The organism is Thermomonas sp. HDW16, from assembly GCF_011302915.1.
In the GTDB taxonomy this organism is placed as follows: domain Bacteria; phylum Pseudomonadota; class Gammaproteobacteria; order Xanthomonadales; family Xanthomonadaceae; genus Thermomonas.
Map to the genome: position 1 here is coordinate 171,967 of NZ_CP049872.1, position 23,301 is coordinate 195,267.

19 protein-coding genes are annotated in these 23,301 nt (G+C 65.0%); 9 read left to right on the forward strand and 10 right to left on the reverse strand.

From position 1 onward, the window contains the following. The first annotated feature begins 1 nt into the window (after window position 1). Window positions 2-709, forward strand: a complete 708-nt coding sequence (locus G7079_RS00740) for a M23 family metallopeptidase (protein WP_166054614.1) — start codon at window positions 2-4, stop codon at window positions 707-709. Here the strand turns inward: G7079_RS00740 and G7079_RS00745 are convergent, their stop codons facing one another. Beyond that, window positions 710-1,462, reverse strand: coding sequence for an N-acetylmuramoyl-L-alanine amidase (locus G7079_RS00745; protein WP_166054616.1), 753 nt, complete (start codon window positions 1,460-1,462; stop codon window positions 710-712). A gap of 127 nt (window positions 1,463-1,589) precedes the next feature. On the opposite strand from G7079_RS00745, the gene gltB reads away from it, so the two are divergent. Together gltB and G7079_RS00755 are read left to right on the forward strand one after the other, a co-directional pair. Beyond that, window positions 1,590-6,071: a glutamate synthase large subunit gene (gene gltB, locus G7079_RS00750; protein ID WP_166054618.1), complete on the forward strand. Its 4,482-nt coding sequence runs from the start codon at window positions 1,590-1,592 to the stop codon at window positions 6,069-6,071. Continuing rightward, window positions 6,068-7,537: an FAD-dependent oxidoreductase gene (locus G7079_RS00755; RefSeq protein ID WP_166054620.1), complete on the forward strand. Its 1,470-nt coding sequence runs from the start codon at window positions 6,068-6,070 to the stop codon at window positions 7,535-7,537. The genes gltB and G7079_RS00755 overlap by 4 nt, the downstream gene beginning before the upstream one ends. Before the next feature lie 113 nt (window positions 7,538-7,650). Here the strand turns inward: G7079_RS00755 and G7079_RS00760 are convergent, their stop codons facing one another. Next, window positions 7,651-9,123 (reverse strand): alpha/beta hydrolase, encoded by a 1,473-nt coding sequence (locus G7079_RS00760; RefSeq protein ID WP_166054622.1) that lies wholly within the window; start codon window positions 9,121-9,123, stop codon window positions 7,651-7,653. A 146-nt stretch (window positions 9,124-9,269) separates the two neighbouring features. On the opposite strand from G7079_RS00760, the gene G7079_RS00765 reads away from it, so the two are divergent. Further along, on the forward strand, window positions 9,270-10,823 hold the full coding sequence (locus G7079_RS00765) for a LytTR family DNA-binding domain-containing protein (protein WP_166054624.1): 1,554 nt from the start codon (window positions 9,270-9,272) through the stop codon (window positions 10,821-10,823). On the opposite strand, the gene G7079_RS00770 is transcribed toward G7079_RS00765, so the two are convergent. Next, window positions 10,820-11,809, reverse strand: a complete 990-nt coding sequence (locus G7079_RS00770; RefSeq protein ID WP_166054626.1) for an aldo/keto reductase — start codon at window positions 11,807-11,809, stop codon at window positions 10,820-10,822. The two genes, G7079_RS00765 and G7079_RS00770, sit on opposite strands and share 4 nt — an antisense overlap. 19 nt (window positions 11,810-11,828) lie before the next feature. Next, complete coding sequence (locus tag G7079_RS00775; protein WP_166054627.1) at window positions 11,829-12,701, reverse strand: aldo/keto reductase; 873 nt, start codon at window positions 12,699-12,701, stop codon at window positions 11,829-11,831. Window positions 12,702-12,798: 97 nt separating this feature from the next. Between G7079_RS00775 and G7079_RS00780 the strand changes: the two genes are divergently transcribed. Further along, entirely contained in the window at window positions 12,799-13,692 is an 894-nt protein-coding gene (locus tag G7079_RS00780; protein WP_166054629.1) for a LysR family transcriptional regulator, read from the forward strand. Between the two features lie 129 nt (window positions 13,693-13,821). After that, window positions 13,822-14,994, forward strand: coding sequence for an aldo/keto reductase (locus G7079_RS00785; protein WP_166054631.1), 1,173 nt, complete (start codon window positions 13,822-13,824; stop codon window positions 14,992-14,994). 65 nt (window positions 14,995-15,059) lie between these two features. Here the strand turns inward: G7079_RS00785 and G7079_RS00790 are convergent, their stop codons facing one another. From G7079_RS00790 to G7079_RS00800, 3 genes are all read right to left on the reverse strand, one after another. After that, complete coding sequence (locus tag G7079_RS00790; protein ID WP_166054633.1) at window positions 15,060-16,100, reverse strand: saccharopine dehydrogenase NADP-binding domain-containing protein; 1,041 nt, start codon at window positions 16,098-16,100, stop codon at window positions 15,060-15,062. Window positions 16,101-16,114: 14 nt separating this feature from the next. Continuing rightward, the gene (locus tag G7079_RS00795; protein ID WP_166054635.1) at window positions 16,115-17,038 is read right to left on the reverse strand and encodes an NAD-dependent epimerase/dehydratase family protein; all 924 of its coding nucleotides are present in this window, start codon (window positions 17,036-17,038) and stop codon (window positions 16,115-16,117) included. Between the two features lie 70 nt (window positions 17,039-17,108). Then, window positions 17,109-17,942: an alpha/beta hydrolase gene (locus tag G7079_RS00800; protein WP_166054637.1), complete on the reverse strand. Its 834-nt coding sequence runs from the start codon at window positions 17,940-17,942 to the stop codon at window positions 17,109-17,111. Window positions 17,943-18,254: 312 nt separating this feature from the next. Here G7079_RS00800 and G7079_RS00805 point away from each other — a divergent pair, with 312 nt between their 5' ends. The 3 genes from G7079_RS00805 to G7079_RS00815 are packed head-to-tail and all read left to right on the forward strand — an operon-like array spanning window position 18,255 to window position 20,390. After that, the gene (locus G7079_RS00805) at window positions 18,255-18,698 is read left to right on the forward strand and encodes a MerR family transcriptional regulator (protein WP_166054639.1); all 444 of its coding nucleotides are present in this window, start codon (window positions 18,255-18,257) and stop codon (window positions 18,696-18,698) included. A 56-nt stretch (window positions 18,699-18,754) separates the two neighbouring features. Beyond that, entirely contained in the window at window positions 18,755-19,681 is a 927-nt protein-coding gene (locus tag G7079_RS00810) for an acetoacetate decarboxylase family protein (RefSeq protein ID WP_206203224.1), read from the forward strand. A 25-nt stretch (window positions 19,682-19,706) separates the two neighbouring features. Further along, window positions 19,707-20,390: a type 1 glutamine amidotransferase domain-containing protein gene (locus G7079_RS00815; RefSeq protein WP_166054641.1), complete on the forward strand. Its 684-nt coding sequence runs from the start codon at window positions 19,707-19,709 to the stop codon at window positions 20,388-20,390. 138 nt (window positions 20,391-20,528) lie between these two features. Here the strand turns inward: G7079_RS00815 and amt are convergent, their stop codons facing one another. From amt to G7079_RS00825, 3 genes are read right to left on the reverse strand one after another with little or no spacing between them, the layout of a single operon-like run. Then, window positions 20,529-21,899, reverse strand: a complete 1,371-nt coding sequence (gene amt / locus G7079_RS00820; protein WP_343160888.1) for an ammonium transporter — start codon at window positions 21,897-21,899, stop codon at window positions 20,529-20,531. Window positions 21,900-21,957: 58 nt separating this feature from the next. Then, window positions 21,958-22,296, reverse strand: a complete 339-nt coding sequence (locus G7079_RS13325) for a P-II family nitrogen regulator (RefSeq protein ID WP_206203226.1) — start codon at window positions 22,294-22,296, stop codon at window positions 21,958-21,960. A 14-nt stretch (window positions 22,297-22,310) separates the two neighbouring features. Then, window positions 22,311-23,132 carry a TorF family putative porin gene (locus G7079_RS00825; RefSeq protein WP_166054643.1) on the reverse strand — a complete coding sequence of 274 codons (822 nt, stop codon included), beginning with the start codon at window positions 23,130-23,132 and terminating at the stop codon, window positions 22,311-22,313. Window positions 23,133-23,301 lie beyond the last annotated feature (169 nt).

The following is a 23,301-nucleotide window of genomic DNA, read 5'->3' on the forward strand; positions in this document are numbered from 1 at the left end:
CATGCGGCGGGAACGCAAGCCCTCGCCACTGCGCGGCCTGCTGCTATTCCTGCTGGGCGCGCTGGTTGGCGCGAATGCGGTGTATTTCGTGATGTCGCGCGAGCGCGCCGCTGCCGCGCCTCCGAGCGACAGCTCGCCGCCGAACCGGGTGGAAATTCCGTTGCCCATCGGCAATGGCAGCGCATCCACGCCAACGCCGCCCGCGCAAACTCCTCCCGTTTTGCCAGCACCGCGTGTCTCAGCCACCGGGACAGGCACGACCGCCGTCACGAGTGGCGCCCTGCTGATTCCGGTGCAAGGCGTGACCGCCACGCAACTGCTCGACACCTTCACCGATGCCCGCAGCGCAGGCCGTTCGCACGATGCCATCGACATCATGGCGGCGGCCGGCACGCCGGTCTTCGCGGTGGCCGACGGCCATGTCGAGAAGCTGTTCGACAGCAAGCAGGGCGGCATCACGCTCTACCAATTCGATCCGCAGGGCACGCGTGCCTACTACTACGCGCACCTGCAGGGCTACGCCGCTGGCATCGCCGAGAAGAAAGCACTCAAGCGCGGCGAGCTGATCGGTTACGTGGGCTCCACCGGCAATGCCAGTGCGGAGGCGCCGCATCTGCATTTCGCAATCTTCGTGCTGGGCCCGGAAAAACAATGGTGGAAGGGCGAGGCGATCAATCCCTATCCGCTGTTGGGCGGCGTGCCGCGCTGATCAGGGCGACACCGCGCCGACCATCGCGTTCAACGCATACAGGATGCGCAGGTCTTCGGCATCGAAGCTCGCATCCGGATTTTCGCCATCGTCCTGTCCGCGATAGTGGCGATGGAAGGCGCGCACTGCGGCGGCGCGATCCTGCAGCGGATAACCGATCGCCGCCATCGCCAACCACGGATCGAAGCCCGCTGGCGGATCGCGTAATTCACCCTGCGGCCAACGCCCGTAACCGGCCTCGGCCAACTGCTTCCACGGAAACAGCGAGCCCGGATCGCGCTTGCGGGTCGGTGCAAGATCCGAATGGCCGATCACCTGCGTCTTCGGGATATCCAGCCGCGTGGTCAAATCGTCCAGCAGGCGCAGCAGTGCGGCGATCTGCGCTTCGGTGTAGGCCTCGCCGACTTCGTTGTCGATCTCGATGCCGATCGAGGCCGAATTGAGATCGGTGATCGCGCCCCATGAACCGCCGCCGGCATGCCAGGCGCGCTCGCCATCGGCCACCAGCTGGTAGATGCGGCCGTCATCGCCAATCAAATAGTGCGCGCTGACCTTGCCGCCGCGGTTGGCGGTGCGCAGCGTCCGCAGGCTTTGTTCGGCCGATCCCTGCTCGGTCGCATGCAGCACGATGATCACTGGCTTGCGTGCGTTGTAGTTCGGCGACGGCACCCACTCGGCCAACGGATTGCGTTGCGATGGCGTGGCGCAGGCCGCGAGCAGGGCCAGCATCAGGACGACGATGGTGGTACGCATCGTTCGATCTTAGCCCACCGGCCGGCGCGGGCCGCACGATTGGTTTCCTGCGCAACTACCGATCACAACTCTAATTTTTTGTTCTAGGCTCGGGTCATGTTGCAGTGCAGCGAGCCTCGGAACCGCCATGACGGAGTGCGACCAATCCTGTCCTGATTCAATGGGCCTGTACGACCCTCGCGATGAGCGGGACAGCTGCGGCTTCGGCCTGATCGCGCAGCTGGACGACCGTGCCAGCCGCGCCACGGTGGAGGCCGCGCTGGAAGCGCTTGCACGCATGACCCATCGCGGCGGCGTGGCGGCGGACGGATTGAGCGGCGATGGCTGCGGCCTGCTGATCAAGCAACCGGATGCCTTCCTGCGCACGCTGGCCGATGAGGCGGGCTTCGTACTGGGTTCGCAATTCGCCGCCGGGCTGGTGTTCCTGCCACAGGACGAAACCGAGGCCGCCCGCTGTCGCGACATGTTGCGCAAGGCCCTGGTCGAGGTGCAGCTCAGCGTCGCCGGCTGGCGCAAGTTGCCGGTGGATGCCGAGGCCTGCGGCGTCACCGCGCGCGCCAATATGCCGCGCATCGAGCAGGTATTCGTGACCACGCCGGGCGATGGCGACGCGCCCACACCGGAGGCCTTCCGCCACAAGCTCTATCTCGCCCGTCGCCGCGCGACGCAACGCCTGCAGGACGTCCCGGCGTTCTACATCGTCAGCCTGTCGGCGGACAGCATCGGCTACAAGGGCATGGTGCTGCCCTCGCGACTGCCGCAGCTGTACCCGGATCTGCAGCGCGCGGATCTTGCCAGCAGCGTGGTGGTGTTCCACCAGCGCTTCTCCACCAACACATCGTCGCGCTGGTCGCTGGCGCAGCCGTTCCGCATGCTGGCCCACAACGGCGAGATCAATACCATCGCCGGCAATCGCGCCTGGGCGCAGGCGCGCGCGCATGTGTGGCGCAGCGAGCAGCTCGATCCGCGCGAATTCGATCCGGTGATCGAGGTCGACGGCTCCGATTCGCAATCCCTCGATGCGATGCTCGACCTGCTCGAAGCCGGCGGCATGGATGCATTGAAAGCAATGCGCATCCTGGTGCCACCGGCCACGCAATCGCTGGAATACAAGGATGCGGACCTCGCCGCGTTCTACGAGTACTACGCGCTCAACAGCGAGCCCTGGGACGGGCCGGCCGGCATCGTGCTGTTCGACGGCCGCTATGCCGCCTGCACGCTGGATCGCAACGGCCTGCGCCCGGCGCGCTGGCAACTCACCCGCGACCGGCATTTCCTGATCGCCTCGGAAGCCGGCGTCTGGGACGTGCCCTCGGCGCAGATCGTGCGCAAGGGCAAGCTGGGGCCCGGGCAGATGATCGCCGCCGATCTGCGCGATGGACGCCTGCTGGAAAGCGACGCCATCGACGCGATCAACCGCGCGCGCGCGCCGTACAAGCGCTGGCTGCGACAGGGCATGACGTACCTGCACAGCGAACTGATCGATCCCGGCCTGACCGATGCGCCGTTCGACCATGCGACGCTGGCTGGCTTCCAAAAACTGTTCCAGCTGACCCGCGAGGAACGCGAGAAAGTGCTGCGCCCGCTCGCCGAAACCGAGCAGGAAGCGATCGGCTCGATGGGCGACGACGTGCCGATGGCGACGCTGTCGCAACAGGTGCGCCCGCTGTACGACCGCTTCCGCCAGGCCTTCGCGCAGGTCACCAATCCGCCGATCGATCCGCTGCGCGAAGACTGTGTGATGTCGCTGGCCACGCAGCTCGGCCGCGAGGGCAACGTCTTCGCCGACAGTGCGGAGACCGTGCACCACGTGCACCTCAATTCGCCGGTGCTGAGCCAACGCAAGCTGCGCCAGCTGCTGGCGATGCCACCCTACGACACCGCGTATCGCTATCTGGAGCTCGGTTTCGATGCCGATATCGGCCTGCGTGCCGCGATCGAACAACTCTGCGCACAAGCCGAAGCCGCCGCGCGCGATGGCGTGTTGTTGCTGATCCTGTCCGACCGTCGGCCGCGTCGCGGGCAACTGATGCTGCATGCCCTGCTCGCCACCGGCGCGGTGCACCAACACCTGGTGCGCACCGGCCTGCGCTGCGCGGCGAACCTGATCGTGGAAACCGGCACCGCGCGCGACCCACATCACTTCGCCTGCCTGATCGGCTATGGCGCCACCGCGGTGTATCCGTATCTCGCCTATCAAACGCTGCACGATCTCGGCGTGCGCGGCATCCTCAAGACCAAGCACGGCGAAGTCGCGCAGATCGGTCGCAGCTACCGGCGCGGCGTGCGCAAGGGCTTGCTCAAGATCATTTCGAAGATGGGCATCAGCACCATCGGCAGCTACCGCGGCGGACGCCTGTTCGAAATCATCGGGCTGGATCGCGAAGTGACGGAGCTGTGTTTCGCCGGTACGCCATCGCGGATCGGTGGTGCCGGTTTCGCCGAATTGCAGGCCGAAGCGGAGCATCTGGCGAAGATCGGCTGGGACAACAATGCGCTACCGGAAATCGGCGGCCTGCTGCAGTTCACGCCGGATGGCGAATACCACCAGTTCAACCCCGAGGTGGTGCAGGCGCTGCAGCGCGCGGTCATGACCGGCACGCGCGAAGACTGGACGCGCTATGCCGATGCGGTTAACACGCGACCGCCGGCAGCGTTGCGCGATCTGCTATCGCTCGTCACGACCAAGTCGAACGCGATCCCGATCGATGAGGTCGAACCGGTCGAAGCGATCGTGCGTCGTTTCGATACCGCGGCGATGTCGCTCGGCGCGTTGTCGCCGGAAGCGCATGAAGCGCTGGCCATCGCGATGAACAGGCTTGGCGGGCGCAGCAATTCCGGTGAAGGCGGCGAGGATCCGGCGCGCTATCGCAGCGACAAGGTATCGAAGATCAAGCAGATCGCGTCGGGCCGTTTCGGCGTCACCCCCGAGTACCTGGTCAATGCCGAAGTCCTGCAGATCAAGATGGCGCAGGGCGCCAAGCCCGGTGAAGGCGGCCAGCTGCCCGGCCACAAGGTCAATGCGTTGATCGCCAAGCTGCGTTACGCGCGCCCGGGTATCGGCCTGATCTCGCCACCGCCGCACCACGACATCTATTCGATCGAGGACCTCGCGCAGCTGATCTTCGATTTGAAGCAAGTGAATCCCGAAGCATTGGTTTCGGTGAAGCTGGTTTCGCATGCGGGTGTCGGCACGATTGCCACCGGCGTGGCCAAAGCCGGCGCGGACCTCATCACCATTTCCGGCCACGACGGCGGCACCGGTGCCAGCCCGATTTCTTCCATTCGCTATGCCGGCACGCCCTGGGAACTCGGCTTGTCCGAAGCGCGACAAGGGTTGCTGGCCAATGGGCTGCGCGAACGAGTGATCGTGCAGGCCGATGGTGGGCTCAAGACCGGCCTGGACGTGATCAAGGCGGCGCTGCTGGGCGCCGAGAGTTTCGGCTTCGGCACCGCACCGATGATCGCGCTTGGCTGCAAATACTTGCGTATCTGCCACCTCAACAACTGCGCCACCGGCATCGCCACGCAGGATGACCGCCTGCGCGCCGACCATTTCACCGGCCTGCCGGACCGCGTGGAGAATTTCTTCCGCGGACTGGCGGAAGAAGTGCGCGGCTACCTGGCCCAACTCGGTGCACGCACATTGGGTGAACTGGTTGGCCGCACCGATCTGCTGCAACAACGCGATGCACAAGCCACCACCGGCGAACGCATCGACCTGTCGCTGTTGCTCGCGGGCGATGGCCTGGTGCATGGCGGTCATTGCGGCACGCCGCAACTCACCGCATCGACCGATGGCCTCACTGCGCAACTCGATGCCGACCTCGACTTGGTGCTGACCAACGCACTCGGCGGCAGCTTCGCCTATCCGATCCGCAACACCGACCGCAGCATCGGCGCGCGCCTGTCCGGCCGCATCGCCCGTTTGCACGGCGACCACGGCATGCGCGAAGCACCGATCGACCTGCATTTCACCGGCACCGCCGGGCAGAGCTTCGGCGGTTTCCTCGCCAGTGGTTTGCGGCTCACGCTGGAAGGCGAGGCCAACGATTACGTCGGAAAGGGCATGGCCGGTGGCCGCATCGTGATCCGCCCGGCGCGCGATGCGCAATTCGTCGCCTGCGACACGCCGATCCTCGGCAACACCTGCTTGTACGGCGCCACCGGCGGCGAACTGTATGCCTCCGGCCATGCCGGCGAACGCTTCGCGGTGCGCAATTCCGGCGCCATCGCGGTGGTGGAAGGGGTGGGCGACCATTGCTGCGAATACATGACCGGCGGCGTGGTCGCGGTGCTCGGCCGCACCGGCCTGAACTTCGGTGCCGGCTTCACTGGCGGCATGGCTTACGTGCTCGACCTCGACCGCGATTTCGTCGACCGCTACAACCACGAACTGATCGACATCCTGCGCATTAACCACGAAGGTTTCGAAGCGCACCGCTCGCACCTCACCGACCTGCTGGAAACCCATGTCGCGCTGACCGGCAGCGTGTTCGCGCAACGCGTGCTCGACGACTTCCGCGATTTCCTCGGCAAGTTCTGGCTGGTCAAGCCGAAGGCCGCCAGCCTGGAATCGCTGGCCGACGACCTGAGGCGCGCCGCATGACGAAGAAAGCGATCTTCGATTTCCTCGACCGCGAACGTGCGATGCCCGCGCGCATCCCGCTGCAGCTGCGCCGCGATGGCGACTGGGGCGAGCTGTACGGGCGCTTCGGCGAAGACGAGGCCAAACACCAGGCCGGGCGTTGCCTGGATTGCGGCAACCCGTATTGCAGCTGGGGTTGTCCGCTGCACAACCGCATCCCGCAATGGCTGGAACTGGCACGCGAGGGCCGCGTGCTGGAAGCGGCGGCGCTCTGCCACGAAACCAATCCGCTGCCGGAAATCTGCGGCCGCGTCTGCCCGCAGGATCGTTTGTGCGAGGGCAGCTGCACGCTCAACGACGGTTTCGGCGCGGTGACCATCGGCGCGGTGGAGAAATACATCGTCGATGCCGCACTCGCACAAGGCTGGACGCCGGATCTTTCGCAGGCGCCGAGCACCGGCAAGCGTGTCGCCATCGTTGGCGCGGGACCGGCCGGGCTTGCCTGCGCGGATCGCCTCGCGCGCGCCGGCATCGAAGCCACCGTGTTCGACCGTTACGAAAAAATCGGTGGCCTGCTGCAGTTCGGCATCCCCACCTTCAAGCTGGAACGCACGGTCCTCTACCAGCGCCATGAAGTGCTGATCGGCATGGGCGTGCAGTTCAAGCTGGGTGTGGAAATCGGCCGCGATGTGTCGATGCAATCCCTGCTCGACGACTTCGATGCGGTGTTCCTCGGCATCGGCAGCTATCGCTACACCGATGGCCGCCTGCCCGGACAGGAGTTGGCGAACGTGCTGCCGGCGCTGCCCTTCCTGGTGCAAAACGGCCGCATCGTGATCGGCGACGACACGGAAGGCCGCGCGATCGCCGGCTGGGAAGACCAGATCGCGTTGCCCGACCTGAAGGACAAGCGCGTGGTGGTGCTCGGCGGCGGCGACACCGGCATGGACTGCGTGCGCAGCGCGATCCGCCTGGGTGCAGCCAGCGTGCAGTGCGTCTATCGCCGCGACGAAGCCAACATGCCCGGTTCCGCGCGCGAAGTGGCGAATGCGCGCGAGGAAGGCGTGGAGTTCCTGTTCAATCGCCAGCCGCTGGCATTGCTCGGCGACAATGCCGTGCATGCGGTACGCGTCGCCGAAACGCGCTTGGGCGAACCCGATGCACGCGGTCGTCGCAATGCAGAAGTTGTCCCCGGCAGCGAATCCGAACTCGACGCCGACGTGGTGATCATCGCCTTCGGCTTCCAGCCGGAACCGCCGGCATGGCTCGCGGCGCATGGCATCGATGCCGAGGCCAATGGCCGCATCAAAGCCGCACCGAAGCCGCGTGGCTGCGCGAAGCCTGCGGGCGGTGCGCTGCCGTACCAGACCAGCAACCCGAAGGTGTTCGCCGGCGGCGATGGCGTGCGCGGCGCGGATCTTGTGGTGACTGCGGTGCAGGAAGGGCGGGATGCGGCGGCGGGGATTGCGAGGCTGTTGCTGGGTTGAACCTGCAGAGCGCGGTCGACTTTCGACTAGCAGCGGGCAAACACGCTCCCGGGCTTCGAACGCCCGGGAGAGTGTATTGAGGCGCACGTCATGTGCCCCCGTTATCGGCATGATCAGGGCTTTGGTGCGGTGATGGTGGGCGCCAGCGCCGGCGTGAAGTCCGGCGACGGGATGACGATCTGCGCGGACTTCATCGGTTCGCCGCGCATGAAGCGTTCGATCGCGGCGGTGATCTCGGGCGAGGTCATGAACAGGTTGTGCCCGGCATTGACGACCGTGATCGCCTGCAACCGATCCAGGCCGGCGACGGCTTCAAGCTGGCTGTCCGGATAGATGCGGCCATCCAGCGTGCCCATGAGCAGCAGGGTGGGCACGCGGCTGACCGGCGCCTTGCGGAACGCGTCGCCGAGGTCGAGAGCGGGGAACACCCCTCGCAGTTGCGGCATCGGGAAATTGAGGAAATCGCCCAGCAGCGCGGTTTTCGCCTGTGTTTCGACCACGGCCAGGAGGTCGTCGCCGATGCCGGAGGCGACATCCATGGCCAGCGGCATGGCCCGCATCGTCAATGGCTCGCCGGGCGCGGAGAAACGTTGCATGAGTCCCGCCAGCGGCTGGTAGTCGCCGGCATCGGCGGCGCGATAGATCCCGAGCATCAGGATCGCGCCCTGCGGGTCGGCGATGGGCCCCGCTTCGATCATCTGCAGGGTGCGACGCTGCAGCAGCACGTCGGCGTCCGCGCCATCCGGACCCTTGAGGTGCAGCATGACCGGCTTGTCCTGCAGTTTCTGGTGGACGCGGGCGATCAGTGCCTTGATGTCGGGATACTCGGCTTTCGCGCGCGGGTCGTTGTCCACCGCGGCCTGCAGGCGATCGAAGTAGGCATCGGTGCCGGCGGGCAGCTTGACGGTCTGGTCCAGCCCCTCCGCGCTCGCCAGCACGACCCGATCCAGCCGGTCATCCATAGACTTGATCGCGGCGAGTGCCAGGTGCGTGCCATACGAGATGCCCCACAAGCTGATCTTGTCGGCGCCCAGGTGCTGGCGCAGCGCATCGAGGTCGCGGGCGCTCTCGACGGTGGTGTAGCCACGCAGGTCGACGCCCTTGGCTTTCCAGAACGCCGCGCATTCAAGGGCGGCGGCACGGTACGCGGCTGCGTACGCCTCATCCGTCATCAGCTGCGAGTCCGACGGCGCGGCCTTCGGTTCGCAGACCGGGGTGTCGTCCGACGCGCCGGTGCCGCGCTGGTCCAGGGCGATGACGTCGCCGAACTGGCGCATGGCCATGAACAGCGGGAAGCGCTCGCGCTTCGCGGTCTCGATGCCGGAACCGCCGGGGCCGCCGCTCAGGTAGATGATCGGGGCTCCCGGCTTCGACGAGGTGCTGGGGAAGCGGACGTAGCGCAGGGTCAGCATGCGGCTGCCGGGATCGGCACGGTTCTCCGGCACCTGGAACGAACCGCGGATGGCATCGGTGGCCTGGCCGGCCGTGCTCTTGAAGACGAAAGGCTCATCGGCGGCATCGGCGCGTGCCGCAGGCGGAGCACACAACAGGCAAGCGATGGCGAGTGCAAGGCAGGTGGATTTCATCGGTGCGACTCCATGTCGTTGAGCGGAATGGGACCACCCTACGTGCTCGATCCGGGGAAGATGCCCGCCAATCTGCCAACGGCAGCGACGGATCGGCGAGTGGTTGTCGGCGGCACCGCAGCGGCGCGGGTTATTCTTTCAACGGCATGCGCGCACTCCTTCGTTTCACCTCCCTGCTGCTTCCTTTCCTGTTCCTGTTGCCCATCCGCCCGGCAGAGGCACAGCCGCAGGCATTGCAGTGGATCGACATGGCGCATGTGGTGACCTGTCCGGCCAAGGCCGGCGACACCACGCCGCCCGATTTCTCCGATGCCGGCTGCCGCCGCACCTCCTTCCAGGCGGTCGACACGCAACACGCCTCGTTGTGGCTCAAGGCTTCCATCACGATCCCGCCCGCCATGCTGGATCAGACCGCGCCGCTGGCGTTGTTCGTGTCGGGCAAGGCCGCCAGCAGCGCCTGGGTCAACGGCCAGCGGATCGGGGGCAATGGCCGGCCGGGCATCGATGCCGGTAGCGAAACACCAGGGCGGATGGATGCCGTCATCCCGATTCCGCGCGGCGTGCTCAGGGCCGGCACCAACGAGATCGTGCTGGAGCTGTCCGGGCACCACGGATTCATCCGCCTGGCCAATCCGCTGCACCTGCTGGCGATCGGGGTCCATGCCGATCCGGCGGACCTGATCCTGCGTAGTTACTGGCCATCGCTGATCACCGCCGGCGTTTTCCTGCTCGGCTTCCTGTACTTCGGTATCGGTGCGATGCGCGGGCGCGACAGGACGGGGTCATTCGTGCTCTCGCTGATGTCCTTGTTCGCCGTCGGGCAACTGCTTGCGGAGGTGTCGCGCGGACTGTTCGCCTATCGCTATCCGCTGCACGACCTGCGGCTGGTCATGATCGTCATGTGTTCGCTCGGCTTCGGGTTGTGTCTGGCAGTGCATGTGATCCGCAGGTTCAGGTCCCCACGTCCCGTGCGGACATTCGCCGTGGTTGCAGTGCCGACCCTGGCCGCGGTGTTGCTGGTCGACAGCTACGACACCAAAGCCATGGTTGCATTGCTTGGCCCGGTGCTGTTGTGCGCGATCGGCACGGGACTGCGATCGTGGCGACGCGAGCCTGGTGCCTTGGCGTATTTCGTCTCGCTGGTCGCGTTCGCGTTGCTGAGTTTCTTCTTCGGCGGATGGTTCCTGGATGCCTTGTTTTTCTACTTCGTCGCGGCCCTGCTGCTGTTCCTGTTCGCCCAGCAGGCGTCGGTGCTTGCCCGCGAGCAGCAGTTGCGGATCGCCCTGTCGAGTCGCGCGCAACAACTCCAGGCCGCGCTCGACCAGGCCCAGGCGCGGAGCCAGCCGCCGGCGCAACCGCAGAAAATCAGGATCATCGACACCGGCAAGATCGAACTCGTGCCGGTCGACCAGGTCACCCACTGCAACGGGGCTGGCGATTACGTGGAACTCAATTTCGCCGATGGCGGCAAGCGCCTGCACAGCGGCAGCTTGAACGAACTGGAAGCCGAGCTGCCGCCGGCCTTCATCCGCGTGCATCGCTCGCATATCGTCAATACCGCCTTCGTCGAATCGCTCCAACGCGATCCGTCCGGGGTCGGTCGCCTTCGCATCACGACCGGGGAATCCGTTCCGGTGAGTCGCCGGATCATGCCGGCGGTGCGGCGGGCGATCGGCTCCGCCGAAGCTTCAGCGGGCTAGCGACCCACGCGCCGCTGGAGTTCATCGGGGTAACGGGCGCCCACGATCTCGATATCGGCCAGCGCCTGCGCGATCTGGTCGAGATCATTCGCGTCGAGCGCAACGTCCGCGGCACCCAGGTTTTCCCGCAAGCGATGGTGCTTGGTGGTGCCCGGAATCGGCACGATCCATGGCTTGCGCGCCAGCAACCACGCGATCGCGATCTGCGCGCGCGTCGCACCCCTGCGTTCGGCGATGACGCCCAGCCGATCCACCAGCGCCTGGTTCGCTTTCCGGGCTTCCGCGGCGAAGCGCGGGACCTTCATGCGGAAGTCGCTGCTGTCGAAGGTCGTGTCCTCGGTGATCGCGCCGGTCAGGAATCCGCGACCAAGTGGACTGAACGGCACGAAGCCGATGCCGAGTTCTTCGAGGGTCGGCAGGATTTCCTGCTCGGGTTCGCGCCACCACAGCGAGTACTCGCTCTGCAATGCGGCGACAGGCTGCACGGCATGCGCGCGCCGGATCGTGGCGGCACCGGCTTCGGACAGGCCGAAGTGGCGAACCTTGCCTTCGGCGATGAGGTCACGGACGGTGCCGGCGACATCCTCGATCGGCACCTGCGGATCGACCCGGTGCTGGTAGAACAGGTCGATCACGTCGGTACGCAGGCGCTTGAGCGAGGCTTCGGCGACGGCACGGATGTGGTCCGGCCGGCTGTTGAGCTGGTCGAGGGCATCCGTGCGGGTGGTGTCGAAGCCGAACTTGGTGGCGATCACCACGCGCTCGCGCAGCGGTGCCAACGCCTCGCCCACCACGTCTTCGTTGGTGAACGGCCCGTAGATCTCCGCCGTGTCGAACAAGGTCACGCCCTGTTCGACCGCCGAACGGATCAATGCGATTGCCCCTGCTCGGTCCGTCGGCGGCCCGTAGCCATGGCTCAGGCCCATGCAGCCGAGACCGATCTCCGAGACGGCCAGGCCGCTGTTGCCAAGGGTGCGGGTTTTCATGCGGATCTCCTGGTTCTGTTCAAGATTGACTGGCAGCAGGCGCGCCTGCTTCCCGGCGGCGAACGCTGAGGAACTCGACCATCGCGGGGTCGCGGTGATCGAAGAACAGGCTGCGGCCGGTATCGAGCTGGCGGATCGCGTCCATCTCGGCGGCATCCAGTTCGAACCCGAACACGTCGAAGTTCTCCGCGATGCGCTCCGGCTTGACCGACTTCGGGATCACCACGATGCCGCGCTGGGTGAGCCAGCGCAGGACCACCTGCGCGACGCTCTTGCCGTGGTGCCGCGCGATGCCGACCAGCACCTCGTTGCGGAACAAGTCACTGCGCCCCTCCGCGAACGGCGCCCACGACTCATGGCGGACGCCGCGCTCCAACATCAGCTTGCCCGCCTCGACCTGCTGGCAGAACGGATGGGTTTCGACCTGGTTCACCGCCGGCGCTACCCGGTGATGCACCAGCAAGTCCATCAAGCGATCCGGCTGGAAATTGCTGACCCCGATCGCACGCAGGGTGCCGGCGTCGTTGAGCGCTTCCATCGCGCGCCAAGCGCCATGGACGTCGTGGTAGGGCTGGTGGATCAGGTACAGGTCGAGGTAATCGAGCTGCAGGCGCTCGAGCGATGCCGCCACCGCACGCTGCGTGCCTTCGTAGGTGGCGTCGTCGATCCACAGCTTGGTGGTGATGAACAACTCCTCGCGCGGGACGCCACTCGCATTCAATGCGCGCCCCACGGCCGCTTCGTTGCCGTAGATGGCGGCGGTGTCGATCAGCCGATAGCCGACCCGCAGGGCTTCCAGCAGGCTTGCCTCGCACTCGGCATCACTCATCTGGTAGACGCCGAAGCCGAGCAGTGGCATCTGCACGCCGTTGTTGAGGGTGACGGTCTGCATTGGAATGATCCTGAGCGAGTGAGGGCGTCATCCTCGCGCGAGGATCCATGATGAAAAAGTGGTAAAACCCGATTGACGCCATGCGCGAGATTCATCAATGGATCGGCAGAACCTTTCGGATCTCGTGGCGTTGCTGGCGGTCGCCGAGGAGCGCAGCTTCACCAAGGCGGCGGCGAAGCTCGGCACGTCGCAGTCCTCGCTGAGCCATACCGTGCGCCGACTGGAAGCACGGCTGGGTGTCCGCCTGCTGTCGCGCAGCACCCGCAGTGTGTCGCCGACGGCGGCCGGCGAGGAGCTGATCGCGACCCTGAAACCCGCGTTGCTGGAGATCGACGCCAAGATCGGCGCGCTCGGCGATTTGCGCGACAAGCCGGCCGGCATCGTGCGCATCACCACCAGCCGGCATGCCGCGCAGACCGTGCTGATTCCGGCGCTTTCGGGGCTAATGGCCGAATACCCCGATATCCATGTCGAGCTGGACCTGGACGGCACGCTGGTGGACATCGTCGCCGATCGCTTCGATGCCGGGGTACGCCTCGGCGAGCAACTCGCGAACGACATGATCGCGGTCCGCATCGGACCGGACCTGCGCCAGGCTGTCGTCGGTTCCCCGGCCTATTTCAAGCAGCACCCGATCCCGCAGTCGCCGCATGAGCTGACCGCGCATCGCTGCATCAACCTGCGGCTTCCCACCCATGGCGGCCTGTACGCATGGGAATTTTCGCGCGAAGGACGCGAACTGAACGTCCGGGTCGACGGCGCGATGGTGGTCAACGACTCGATCGTCGCCCTCGATGCCGCGATCCAGGGCATCGGCCTGGCCTGCCTGATGGAGGACGTGGCCGCACCGGCGTTGGCCGATGGCCGCCTGGTCCGGATCCTCGACGCGTGGTGCGAACCGTTCCCCGGCTATCACCTCTATTACCCAAGCCGGCGGCAACCATCACTCGCGTTCTCGCTGGTCGTGCAGGCGCTCCGGTACCCGGCGTGATCGACCGGCCGTCGCGTTCGATTCATGCGACAGGTTCATGGGCGCATCCGCGTTTGCGCCCTTAATCCGGCGAAATGCTGTTCCTAACATGGCGTCTTCGAGCGGGGCATCTGCCCTCGGAGTGCATGCATGGACAACGACGCGCAAGATCCTGGCCGCCGCAAGCTGCTGCAAGGTGCCGCGGCATTCGCAGCGGTGCCGCTGCTGGGCGGTGGACTGGCCGGCGTAGCACCGACGGCGAACGCAATGCCCTCGTCCAGTCGAGAGGCCGAACGCGCGACGACGCACGTGACCGGCCGACGCCGACTGGGATCGCTCGAGGTCTCCAGCGTCGGGCTTGGCGTGCAGAACATGAGCCGCACCTACCAGACGACCCTTCCGTCGCGGCCCGAGATGATCAAGATCATCCGCGCCGCGTTCGAGCATGGCGTCACCTTCTTCGATGCCGCCGAAGCGTACGGCCCGCATGAAGTCGAACGCATCCTCGGCGAAGGCATCGCGCCCATTCGCAACCATGTCGTCATCACCTCGAAGTTCGGCTGGGACATCGACCTTGAGACCGGCGAGCGCCACCCGGGCCTCAACAGTCGCCCCGAGCACATCAAGCTGGCCGTCGAGGGCATGCTCCGCCGCCTGAACACCGACCGCATCGACTTGCTCTACCAGCACCGCGTCGATCCGCAGGTGCCGATCGAAGACGTCGCCGGCGCGGTCAAGGACCTGATGGCACAGGGCAAGGTGCTGCACTGGGGGCTGTCCGAGATGGGCCCGAAGACGCTGCGTCGCGCGCATGCCGCGCTGCCGGTCACCGCCGTGCAGAACGAATTCTCGATGCTGTGGCGCGGTCCGCAACAGGAAGTCCTCCCGCTTTGCGAGGAACTCGGCATCGGTTTCGTGCCCTGGAGCCCGCTGGGCGTCGGCTTCCTGACCGGATCGATCGATGCGCGCACGCGGTATGCGGATGGCGACATCCGCAAGATCGAGTCGCGCTTCGCGCCCGACAACGTGCCGCACAACCTGGCCTTGGTCGGTCTGCTGAACCAGTGGTCCGCGCGCAAGCAGGCGACACCGGCGCAGATCGCGCTGGCCTGGCTGCTGGCGCAGAAGCCGTGGATCGTGCCGATTCCCGGCACGACCCAGATGCCGCACATGCTCGAGAACATCGGCGCGGCTGGTATCCGATTCAGCGCCGCGGAGGTTGCCGAACTCGATTCAGCCGTGGCGGCGATCGCAGTTCACGGCGAGCGGTTGCCAGCGGCGGTGCTGGCCTTCAGTGGCGTGGAAGCGCCGATGCCGAAATAGCGGGATGTCTGCTTCGGGTCGACTTGCGACGGCCGCTTCCGGCCAACATCGGACATTCGTTGCGACTAATTGATTTCGAGTTTCCCCGACCCTGGCAGATGACTGACCAGCGCCGGTCCAAGTAGCTTGGATGGGGTATACGCACCCGGTTCTGGCGAATTGACCAGTAAGTGATCGACGACGTGTAGCGATCCGTCGATAGTCAGGCTGTAACCGTTGGCCGTGCGAATGCGCGCCGTCCGACGTTCACCTCGTGCGTTGGATACTTCCCCCCAGACAAAGGTCGGAATGGCATCGCGTTGGGCTTCGCTCGGACCCTTCACCGATTTCGCGATGCGTGCCTGGGCGAGCTTCTGGAGCCACTTCATCGCAAGCAGTGGCCGGATCCAGTTGGCGCGTCGCGCGTGCGCAATCAGGCGAGGCGAGGCGGGGACAAACACCTCTATGTTGGGGATCCCGGTGGTATGGAAGGCGGTCGATACGTCGCCCCAGGGAATCGTCATCGCCAGCTTTTCACCATCACCGAAGTCGATGCGGCGAACCTCCCATGCAAGGGGAACAGTCAGGATCTTGCCGTCGCGACGAACCTTGCCGCCGGCTGCCATGCCTTCGATAGAGGTCTTGGCGGTGCCTGGCGACAGACCTGAGCGCGAGTCGAACCCCAAGGACATGTGCGTGGCATCCGGGAGAGACGCCTTGAGCGCCGCTGCCACGCAGTCTGTCGGGATGACGTCAAAACCCACGCCGGGGCACAGGACAACCCCCACCGCTTTCGCGCGATCGCCCAGGGTCTGCGCCTGCTCGAGCACGGCGATTTCGCCGGTGATATCGAGGTAGTGCGTACCGGTCGCAAGGCAGGCTTCCATCATCGGCGTTGCCGTCGCGGAAAAAGGCCCGGCGCAATTCAACACCAGCGCGTGGCCCCGGATCTGCGCGACGAGTGCTGGCGAATCGTCGAGACCGAAGATCCGCGCCTCCAGCTTCAACTCGCTGGCCAACGCTTCAACGGCATCGCGGTTCCGTCCGGCCAGCACTGGCGTGAGGCCGCGCCGTGCCGCCTCACGCGCGATGAGCTCGCCCGTGTAGCCATTGGCGCCATAGATCATCCATGGGCCCGCCTTCATTTGGCCTCGCGAATGACCTGTACCCCGGTCGGGTACTTGGTCACCTCGAACTCAGGGAACCTGCGCTTGAACTTGCCGGAATCGAACAAATTGTCCTGCCCATAACGCGGCAGCAACTCGCGGATCTCGCGCACTTGCGGCGAAAACAAGCCAGCGAATGCGAATGCCCACTTGCCCAGAACCTTGTACGACACAGGCCGGCCGAAGGCCTCGCAGGCCATGGTCACGAATTGGCGGTACGTGGGACGGTCGTCGTCACAGGGCAGATGCCACGTGTGTCCGTAAGCATCTGGGGTGTTGCCCAGCAACGCCAGGGAGCGGCTGGCATCCGGCGTCCAGATCAACGTACGCCGCGTGTCGTCGCGGATCGGCACGCGTGGCTGCTTGCCGGCCTTCAGCTTGTCGGTGACCAGCGCGTTGGTGAAGCTCTGTGTCTTGCCAGGGCCATAGAACTCCGGAGCACGCCCGATCAAGACAGGGATGTCGCCGCGCGCCATCTCTTCCAACACCATCGTGGCCATCGCTGCGCGCACGCGACCCTTCGGCCCGTTCGGCGCGAACGGCGCCTCCTCGGTCAGCACGCGCGCATCCTGCGGGTACATGTACGTGTTGTCGAAATAGGCAAACTTCGCGCCAGCGGCGCGGCTCGCATCCAGGGCATTCCGCAGCATGGTCGGGAACTGTCGCTCCCACAGGGCGGTATCCGGCGGCAGCCCGGCGGTGAAGTAGACGATCTCGCTGCCTTCCACTGCCCGCGCCGTCTGGCTTGCATCCATCAGATCGGCGGATGCGAGCGTGTCGTCATGATTGACCTTGCGTGGATTGCGGCTGACCAGCCTCAAGTCACGGGTGAATTCGCGCCGCAACACACGCGCCAGCTCAGTGGCGATCTGGCCGTTGGCGCCCAATATCGATTGCATCATGATCCCTTAGCGTTTCATCACACGCCCCGCATCCCGTACGGGGCGTGTCCATTCGTATCGACTTCGATCAGCCCTGCTGCAGGAAGGCCAGCAAATCGGCATTGACCTGGTCGGCATGCGTGGTCGGGATGCCATGCGGCGCCCCCTTGTAGGTCAGCAGCTTGCCGTTCTTGACCAGCTTGGCCGACAACACGCCAGAGTCCTCGTAAGGCACGACCTGATCGTCATCGCCGTGGATGACCAGTACCGGGATGGTGATTCCCTTCAGGTCCTCGGTGAAATCGGTCTGCGAGAAGGCGACGATGCCGTCGTAGTGCGCCTTGGCGCTGCCCATCATGCCCTGCCGCCACCAGTTCCAGATCACCCCTTCTGATGCCTTGGCGCCGGGACGGTTGTAGCCGTAGAAGGGGCCGGCGGGAACGTCGTAGTAGAACTGCGCGCGGTTGGCGGCGACCTGCGCCTGGAAGTTGTCGAAGACCTCCTTCGGCGTGCCGCCCGGGTTGCTCGCGGTCTTGACCATCAACGGCGGTACGGCGCTGATGAGCACGGCCTTGGACACCTTGCCTTCGCCATGGCGCGCGATGTAACGCACCACCTGACCGCCGCCCGTGGAATGCCCAACGTGCATAGCGCCCTGGGTGCCCAGCTTCTCGACCACTGCTGCTACGTCATCGGCGTAATGATCCATGTCATGGCCGTCCCAAACCTGGCTGGAGCGACCATGGCCACGGCGATCATGCGCAACGACGCGGAAGCCCTTGTTCACGAAGAACATCATCTGCGCATCCCAGTCGTCGGAACTGAGCGGCCAACCGTGATGGAAATGGATGACCTTGGCGTCGCGCGGGCCCCAATCCTTGTAGAAGATCTCGACGCCGTCTTTGGTTGTAACCGTAGCCATATGTTGGTTTCCTTCTGTGTTGGTACGAGATGAGGGACTGCGATCGGCTGCCGACGCCCACGCGGGGAGCACCAAGCCCCCAGCCATGGCAGCACCACCGATCAACAGCCGGCGGCGAAGTTCATCCACGTCGGTACCGTCTTGACGAATCAGATCGGAAATATGTTTCACCGCTGGCCTCCTGATGAGTTCAACCTAGAGGACGTTGTATTCCGGTGATTGCGGGTGAGGCTTCATGGCCATCCTGCTTGACCGGTCCGCCACCGTAAGCTTAAAGTTAACTTCAATGTCAACGTGCTTCCGATGTGCGGTATGAAAATTGGTGAATTGTCGAAACTCACGGGCCTGACAGCGTCCCGCATCCGCTTCTACGAGAGCGCCGGCCTGCTCCTTGCGGTGGCGCGCCAGGCCAACGGTTATCGCGATTACGCTCCCGAGACGGCCTCGATGCTGGAGATCATCGACAGCGCCCAACGCGCAGGTTTCTCACTGGAGCAGATCCGTCATCTGCTTCCCCTTGGCGATGGCAGCTGGAACCACGAGGAGTTGCTGGTGGCGCTCAAGGCCAAGGTCGCCGAGATCGAGGTATTGCAGAAGCGCCTGAAACAGAACAAGGCGCAGTTGCTGGTCGCCATCGACAGTATCGAGAACCGACCGGACGGCATCGAGTGCGCGGACAATCGGATGCGGGTGCTGAACCGGCTGCGTGGCAAGGGCGTGGTGGCCTCGCGCCGCAAACCGGCTCGCGATGCCTGAGACAGCGTCCACGGACTTGACCTTCAACTGTGGTTGAACCCTAGCGTGCGAGTCGGGTGATCGACGAGGCGCCGACGGTGGAACAGGGATTTACAGAAGTCGAGTTCGGTGGGCACAAGGTGCTCGTGCCGTCGGGTGGGTATTACGACCGGTTCCGCATGAATCCGGACCTGGATGAGGTGGCCCGAGACCCGGCCGCAGGCAATATCGACTTCTTCCGCCGCATCCCGAAGTCGTTGGTGGCGACTCGCGTTGGCCCTGCCTGGTCACCCAACTTCTACTACCGAACCAGCAGCGTCCAGTTGCTGTTCCTGGCGCCGCTTGCATGCTTGCGCGCAGCCCTGCCCATGCCCTTGGAACCACTGCGGCCATTACCCTGCCACGGGCTGGTGGCGCTGACGTTCTTCTCCTACCGCGTGTGCGACAACGACCCCTACAACGAGGTCTCCATCGCCGTGGTCATCAGGCGGCCCGGGACCCGCGGTTCCCACGCCTTAGAACTTACGCGGACACTGCGGCGGCGCGCCTATGTCGCGCATGTGCTCGCACTGCCCGTGGATACCGAGATCGCATGCGTGCGCGGCGTGCATGGATACCAGTTGCCCAAGTGGCTGGCCGACATCGAACTGGAGATCGGGTCGAAGGTGCGAGCGCAGATCCGCTCTCGCGGCGGTGCACCGGACCTGTCGCTGGAGGCGACGCTGCCCGAAGTGTGCACGGTGGCGCCGCAATCGCGTTTAGGCGCAACCACAATGGTCCACCTGATCGACGGCACATGGCACCAGACCACCGTGCAATCGAATACGCTGGCGTTCGCCCAGCAGATGCTGCCGAAGGACGTGATCCTATCGCGCCATGGCGGTCCGATGAGCCAATTGCTGGACGGCTTGGGCGCATCCACCCTGGTGCGCATGGACGTAGTAAAGGACGCGCAACTGGTATTGAACATGCCGCGCCCACTGAAAGCACTCGATCGCGCCTGATGCCCATAAAGAGGAACCAACGCACATGACCCGACGCATCCTCCATGTCGTCAGCAACGTCGCCCACTACGATGACCCGTCCCACCCAACGGGTCTATGGCTGTCGGAACTGACTCATGCCTACGACCTCTTCGAGGAGAAGGGGTATGAGCAGCGCATCGTGAGCCCGCAGGGCGGCGTATCGCCGCTCGAACCCCGCGCCCTCAAGTGGCCTTTGCTGGATGCTTCCGCCAAGGCATGGCTCAACGACCCGAATCGGATGGCGTTGCTCTCCGATACCGCGCGTCCCGATGAAATCGATCCGGCGGACTTCGACGTGATCTATTTCACCGGTGGGCACGCCGTGATGTGGGATTTCCCGGACAGCGCCGGACTTCAACGCATCACTCGGGACATCTACGAACGCGGCGGGATCGTTTCTGCGGTGTGCCATGGATACTGCGGCCTGCTGAACACGACGTTGTCCGATGGCTCGCTATTGGTCGCCGGGCGCAGGGTTACCGGCTTTTCCTGGCGTGAGGAGGTGCTTGCGGGCGTGGCGAAGTACATGCCATATAACGCCGAGGAAGAGATGAAAAAACGCGACGCACGGTACGAGAAGGCATTCCTGCCTTTCGTCCCAAATGCGGTCGTCGATGGCCGACTGGTAACCGGCCAGAATCCGGCATCGGCGAAGGTAACGGCAAGACAGGTGGCCGATCTGCTGTGACCGCTCTGGGTCGTAAGCCGAAGATCACGCTCCATATCTTCGCAACGCATTCCCAATCAAAAAGCCGCACGGCGAACCGTGCGGCTTCCTTGAAGAAACCGGCGACGACCTCCCTGTCGTCGCCTTCCCCAAGCTCGATCAGGACTCGTACGCAGCTTCGCCGTGCGAGCTGATGTCCAGGCCTTCACGTTCGGCCTCTTCGCTGACCCGCAGGCCGACCGTGTACTTCACGATCAGGAACGCGAGCAGCGCGACCACGCTGGACAGCACCACGGTGATCAGCACGCCCTGCGCCTGGATCCACACCTGCGCGGCGATGCTGTAGTCCGGCAGTGCGGTTTCGGTGACGTAGTCCCACAGGCCAGCACCGCCCAGCGAGGGCGCGGCGAATACACCCGTGAGCAACGCACCGGTGATGCCGCCAACGCCGTGCACGCCGAACACGTCCAGGCTGTCGTCGGCGCCGAGCAGGCGCTTCAGGCCGCTCACGCCCCACAGGCAGAGCACGCCGGCGATTGCACCCATGACCAGCGCGCCGTTGAGGCCAACCAAGCCGGCTGCTGGCGTGATCGCGACTAAACCCGCCACTGCGCCCGAAGCTGCACCAAGCAACGAAGGCTTGCCCTTGCCAATCCACTCCACTGTCAGCCACGCCACCACCGCCGCAGCCGTGGCCAGGAAGGTGTTGACGAAGGCGATGGCGGCCACGCCGCCGACTTCCAGCGCGGAACCGGCGTTGAAGCCGAACCAGCCGAACCACAGGATCGACGCGCCCACCATCGTCTGCGTGAGGTTGTGCGGCTTGATCGCCTCGCGGCCGAAGCCGATCCGCTTGCCGATCACGAACGCACCGACCAAACCGGCCACCGCCGCATTGATGTGCACCACCGTGCCGCCAGCGAAATCCAGCGCGCCCTTGGCCCACAGGTAGCCCGACTTTGCCAGCACGCCATCGACGGCTTCCGCGCTGGTGAACGCATCCGGGCCGGGGAAGAACCAGACCATGTGCGCCATCGGCAGGTAGGCGAAGGTGAACCACAGCACGGTGAACAACATCACCCCGGCGAACTTCACCCGCTCCGCGAACGCACCGACAATCAGCGCACAGGTGATGCAGGCGAACGCACCCTGGAACACGAAGAACGCCAGCTCCGGGATGTACACGCCCTTGGTGAAGGTGGCGCCGATCGACGAGGCGTTGAGGCCGGCCGCGAGCACGCGGTCGGTGCCGCCGATGAAGGCATTGCCCTCGGTGAAGGCCAGGCTGTAGCCATACAGCGCCCACAGCACCGCCACCAGCGAGAACACCGCCAGGTTCTGGATCAGGATCGACAACACGTTCTTGCTGCGCACCAGGCCGCCGTAGAACAGCGCGAGGCCGGGCAGGGTCATGAAGATCACCAGTGCGGCCGACATCAGCACCCATACCGTGTCCGGCTTGCTGATGGTCGGTGCCGCTGCGGAATCCTGTGCGAACACGCTGCCGCAGGTGAACAGCAGGAACAACATCGCCGCGAGTCGCACGCGGGATTTCACGAAAGAATTTTTCATGTGGATCTCCCCGTGGTTAGAGCGCATCGGCGCCGAGTTCGCCGGTGCGGATGCGGATGACGTGGTCGAGGGCGATGACGAAGATCTTGCCGTCGCCCACTTTTCCGGTTGCAGCGGATTTGCTGATGGCGTCGAGCGCGGCATCGAAATCTTCATCAGCCACTGCGCATTCGATCTTCAGCTTGGGCAGGAAATCGACGACGTATTCGGCGCCGCGGTACAGCTCGGTATGGCCCTTCTGGCGGCCGAAGCCCTTGACCTCGGTAACGGTGATGCCGGACACGCCGACTTCGGTGAGCGCCTCGCGCACTTCGTCGAGCTTGAACGGACGGATGATCGCGGTGATCAGTTTCATCGTGATGCTCTCCCTCAGAACGACTTGGTGATGGTCAGGGCGACGGTGTCGTCGGCGATCTTGTTGCCCAGCGGATTGGTGTACAGCGCGTCATCGGCATCGGTGCCGGTATAGGCAAGGCCAACCGAGAAGCCGTTGTCGAATTCCCGGGTCACGCCCAACTTCCAGTCGGTGTATTCGAAGGCGCTGTTGCCATTGCCCTCGATCCACTGCTTGCCGGCATGCGCGCCGATGCTCCAGCCATCGGCCACGGCGAAGCTGGCGCTCAGGTCGAGGTAACCGCTGCCGTTGGAGTCGACGTAGCCAAACAGGTCGGTGGGCGCATAGGAATACTTCGCGCCAAGGCTGATCTTGTCGCTGGCGTCAACGGTGACGCCGGCATACAGCTCCAGTGTGTCGGCGCTATTGAAGCCGGACGGGAAGTCGCCGGGATACCAGTAGTAGGCCGCGCCGACGTCATAGCTCACGGCTTCGCTGAACTGGCCGCGATAGCCGCCGTAGACATCGAGTTCAAGGCTGCTGGAGATCGGCGCGGTACTGGTCGACAGATCCGACAACCAACTGGCATTGCTGCCCCAGGTGCCGATGTAGAAGCCGCCATCGGACGCGTATTCCACGCCCCCTTGCAGGGCGGGTTTCTGGTTGGTCTGCGAGAGACCGCGGAACACGTAGTCGCTGGTCAGCGAGACGTTGCCGCTGGTACCGGCCTGCGCGTCGGCGAAGCCGAGCAAGGCGAGTACCGCGATGGCGATGCGGGCGCGCCGCGTGGTGTTGCGAGCGTGCGTGCGCGTCGTGGTCGATGCATGGAACGGTGTTGCCACAGTGTGAGACGACATGACGCAGGCTCCTCATAAGCGGTGCCCTCCCCGGTCAGTGTTGCGTGCTCGTGCAATGCAGGAACGCTTCGTGCCCTACCTGCTGCGATCGTCGACCGCGTGGCTCCTCCTTTCGATAGTGTCGCGCAGCGCCGCTGCGCATGGCCCACTCCAGCTCCCCCTCCAGCCA

Excerpts from the sequence above, each read along its gene's own strand:
- G7079_RS00825 (WP_166054643.1), bottom strand. The coding sequence starts at position 23,132 with ATGTCGTCTCACACTGTGGCAACACCGTTCCATGCATCGACCACGACG.
- amt (WP_343160888.1), bottom strand. The coding sequence starts at position 21,899 with ATGTTGTTCCTGCTGTTCACCTGCGGCAGCGTGTTCGCACAGGATTCC.
- gltB (WP_166054618.1), top strand. The coding sequence starts at position 1,590 with ATGACGGAGTGCGACCAATCCTGTCCTGATTCAATGGGCCTGTACGAC.
- G7079_RS00760 (WP_166054622.1), bottom strand. The coding sequence starts at position 9,123 with ATGAAATCCACCTGCCTTGCACTCGCCATCGCTTGCCTGTTGTGTGCT.
- G7079_RS00755 (WP_166054620.1), top strand. The coding sequence starts at position 6,068 with ATGACGAAGAAAGCGATCTTCGATTTCCTCGACCGCGAACGTGCGATG.
- G7079_RS00805 (WP_166054639.1), top strand. The coding sequence starts at position 18,255 with ATGAAAATTGGTGAATTGTCGAAACTCACGGGCCTGACAGCGTCCCGC.
- G7079_RS00780 (WP_166054629.1), top strand. The coding sequence starts at position 12,799 with ATGGATCGGCAGAACCTTTCGGATCTCGTGGCGTTGCTGGCGGTCGCC.
- G7079_RS00800 (WP_166054637.1), bottom strand. The coding sequence starts at position 17,942 with ATGGCTACGGTTACAACCAAAGACGGCGTCGAGATCTTCTACAAGGAT.
- G7079_RS00740 (WP_166054614.1), top strand. The coding sequence starts at position 2 with ATGCGGCGGGAACGCAAGCCCTCGCCACTGCGCGGCCTGCTGCTATTC.
- G7079_RS00770 (WP_166054626.1), bottom strand. The coding sequence starts at position 11,809 with ATGAAAACCCGCACCCTTGGCAACAGCGGCCTGGCCGTCTCGGAGATC.
- G7079_RS00815 (WP_166054641.1), top strand. The coding sequence starts at position 19,707 with ATGACCCGACGCATCCTCCATGTCGTCAGCAACGTCGCCCACTACGAT.
- G7079_RS00785 (WP_166054631.1), top strand. The coding sequence starts at position 13,822 with ATGGACAACGACGCGCAAGATCCTGGCCGCCGCAAGCTGCTGCAAGGT.
- G7079_RS00795 (WP_166054635.1), bottom strand. The coding sequence starts at position 17,038 with ATGCAATCGATATTGGGCGCCAACGGCCAGATCGCCACTGAGCTGGCG.
- G7079_RS00775 (WP_166054627.1), bottom strand. The coding sequence starts at position 12,701 with ATGCAGACCGTCACCCTCAACAACGGCGTGCAGATGCCACTGCTCGGC.
- G7079_RS00745 (WP_166054616.1), bottom strand. The coding sequence starts at position 1,462 with ATGCGTACCACCATCGTCGTCCTGATGCTGGCCCTGCTCGCGGCCTGC.
- G7079_RS00765 (WP_166054624.1), top strand. The coding sequence starts at position 9,270 with ATGCGCGCACTCCTTCGTTTCACCTCCCTGCTGCTTCCTTTCCTGTTC.
- G7079_RS13325 (WP_206203226.1), bottom strand. The coding sequence starts at position 22,296 with ATGAAACTGATCACCGCGATCATCCGTCCGTTCAAGCTCGACGAAGTG.
- G7079_RS00790 (WP_166054633.1), bottom strand. The coding sequence starts at position 16,100 with ATGATCTATGGCGCCAATGGCTACACGGGCGAGCTCATCGCGCGTGAG.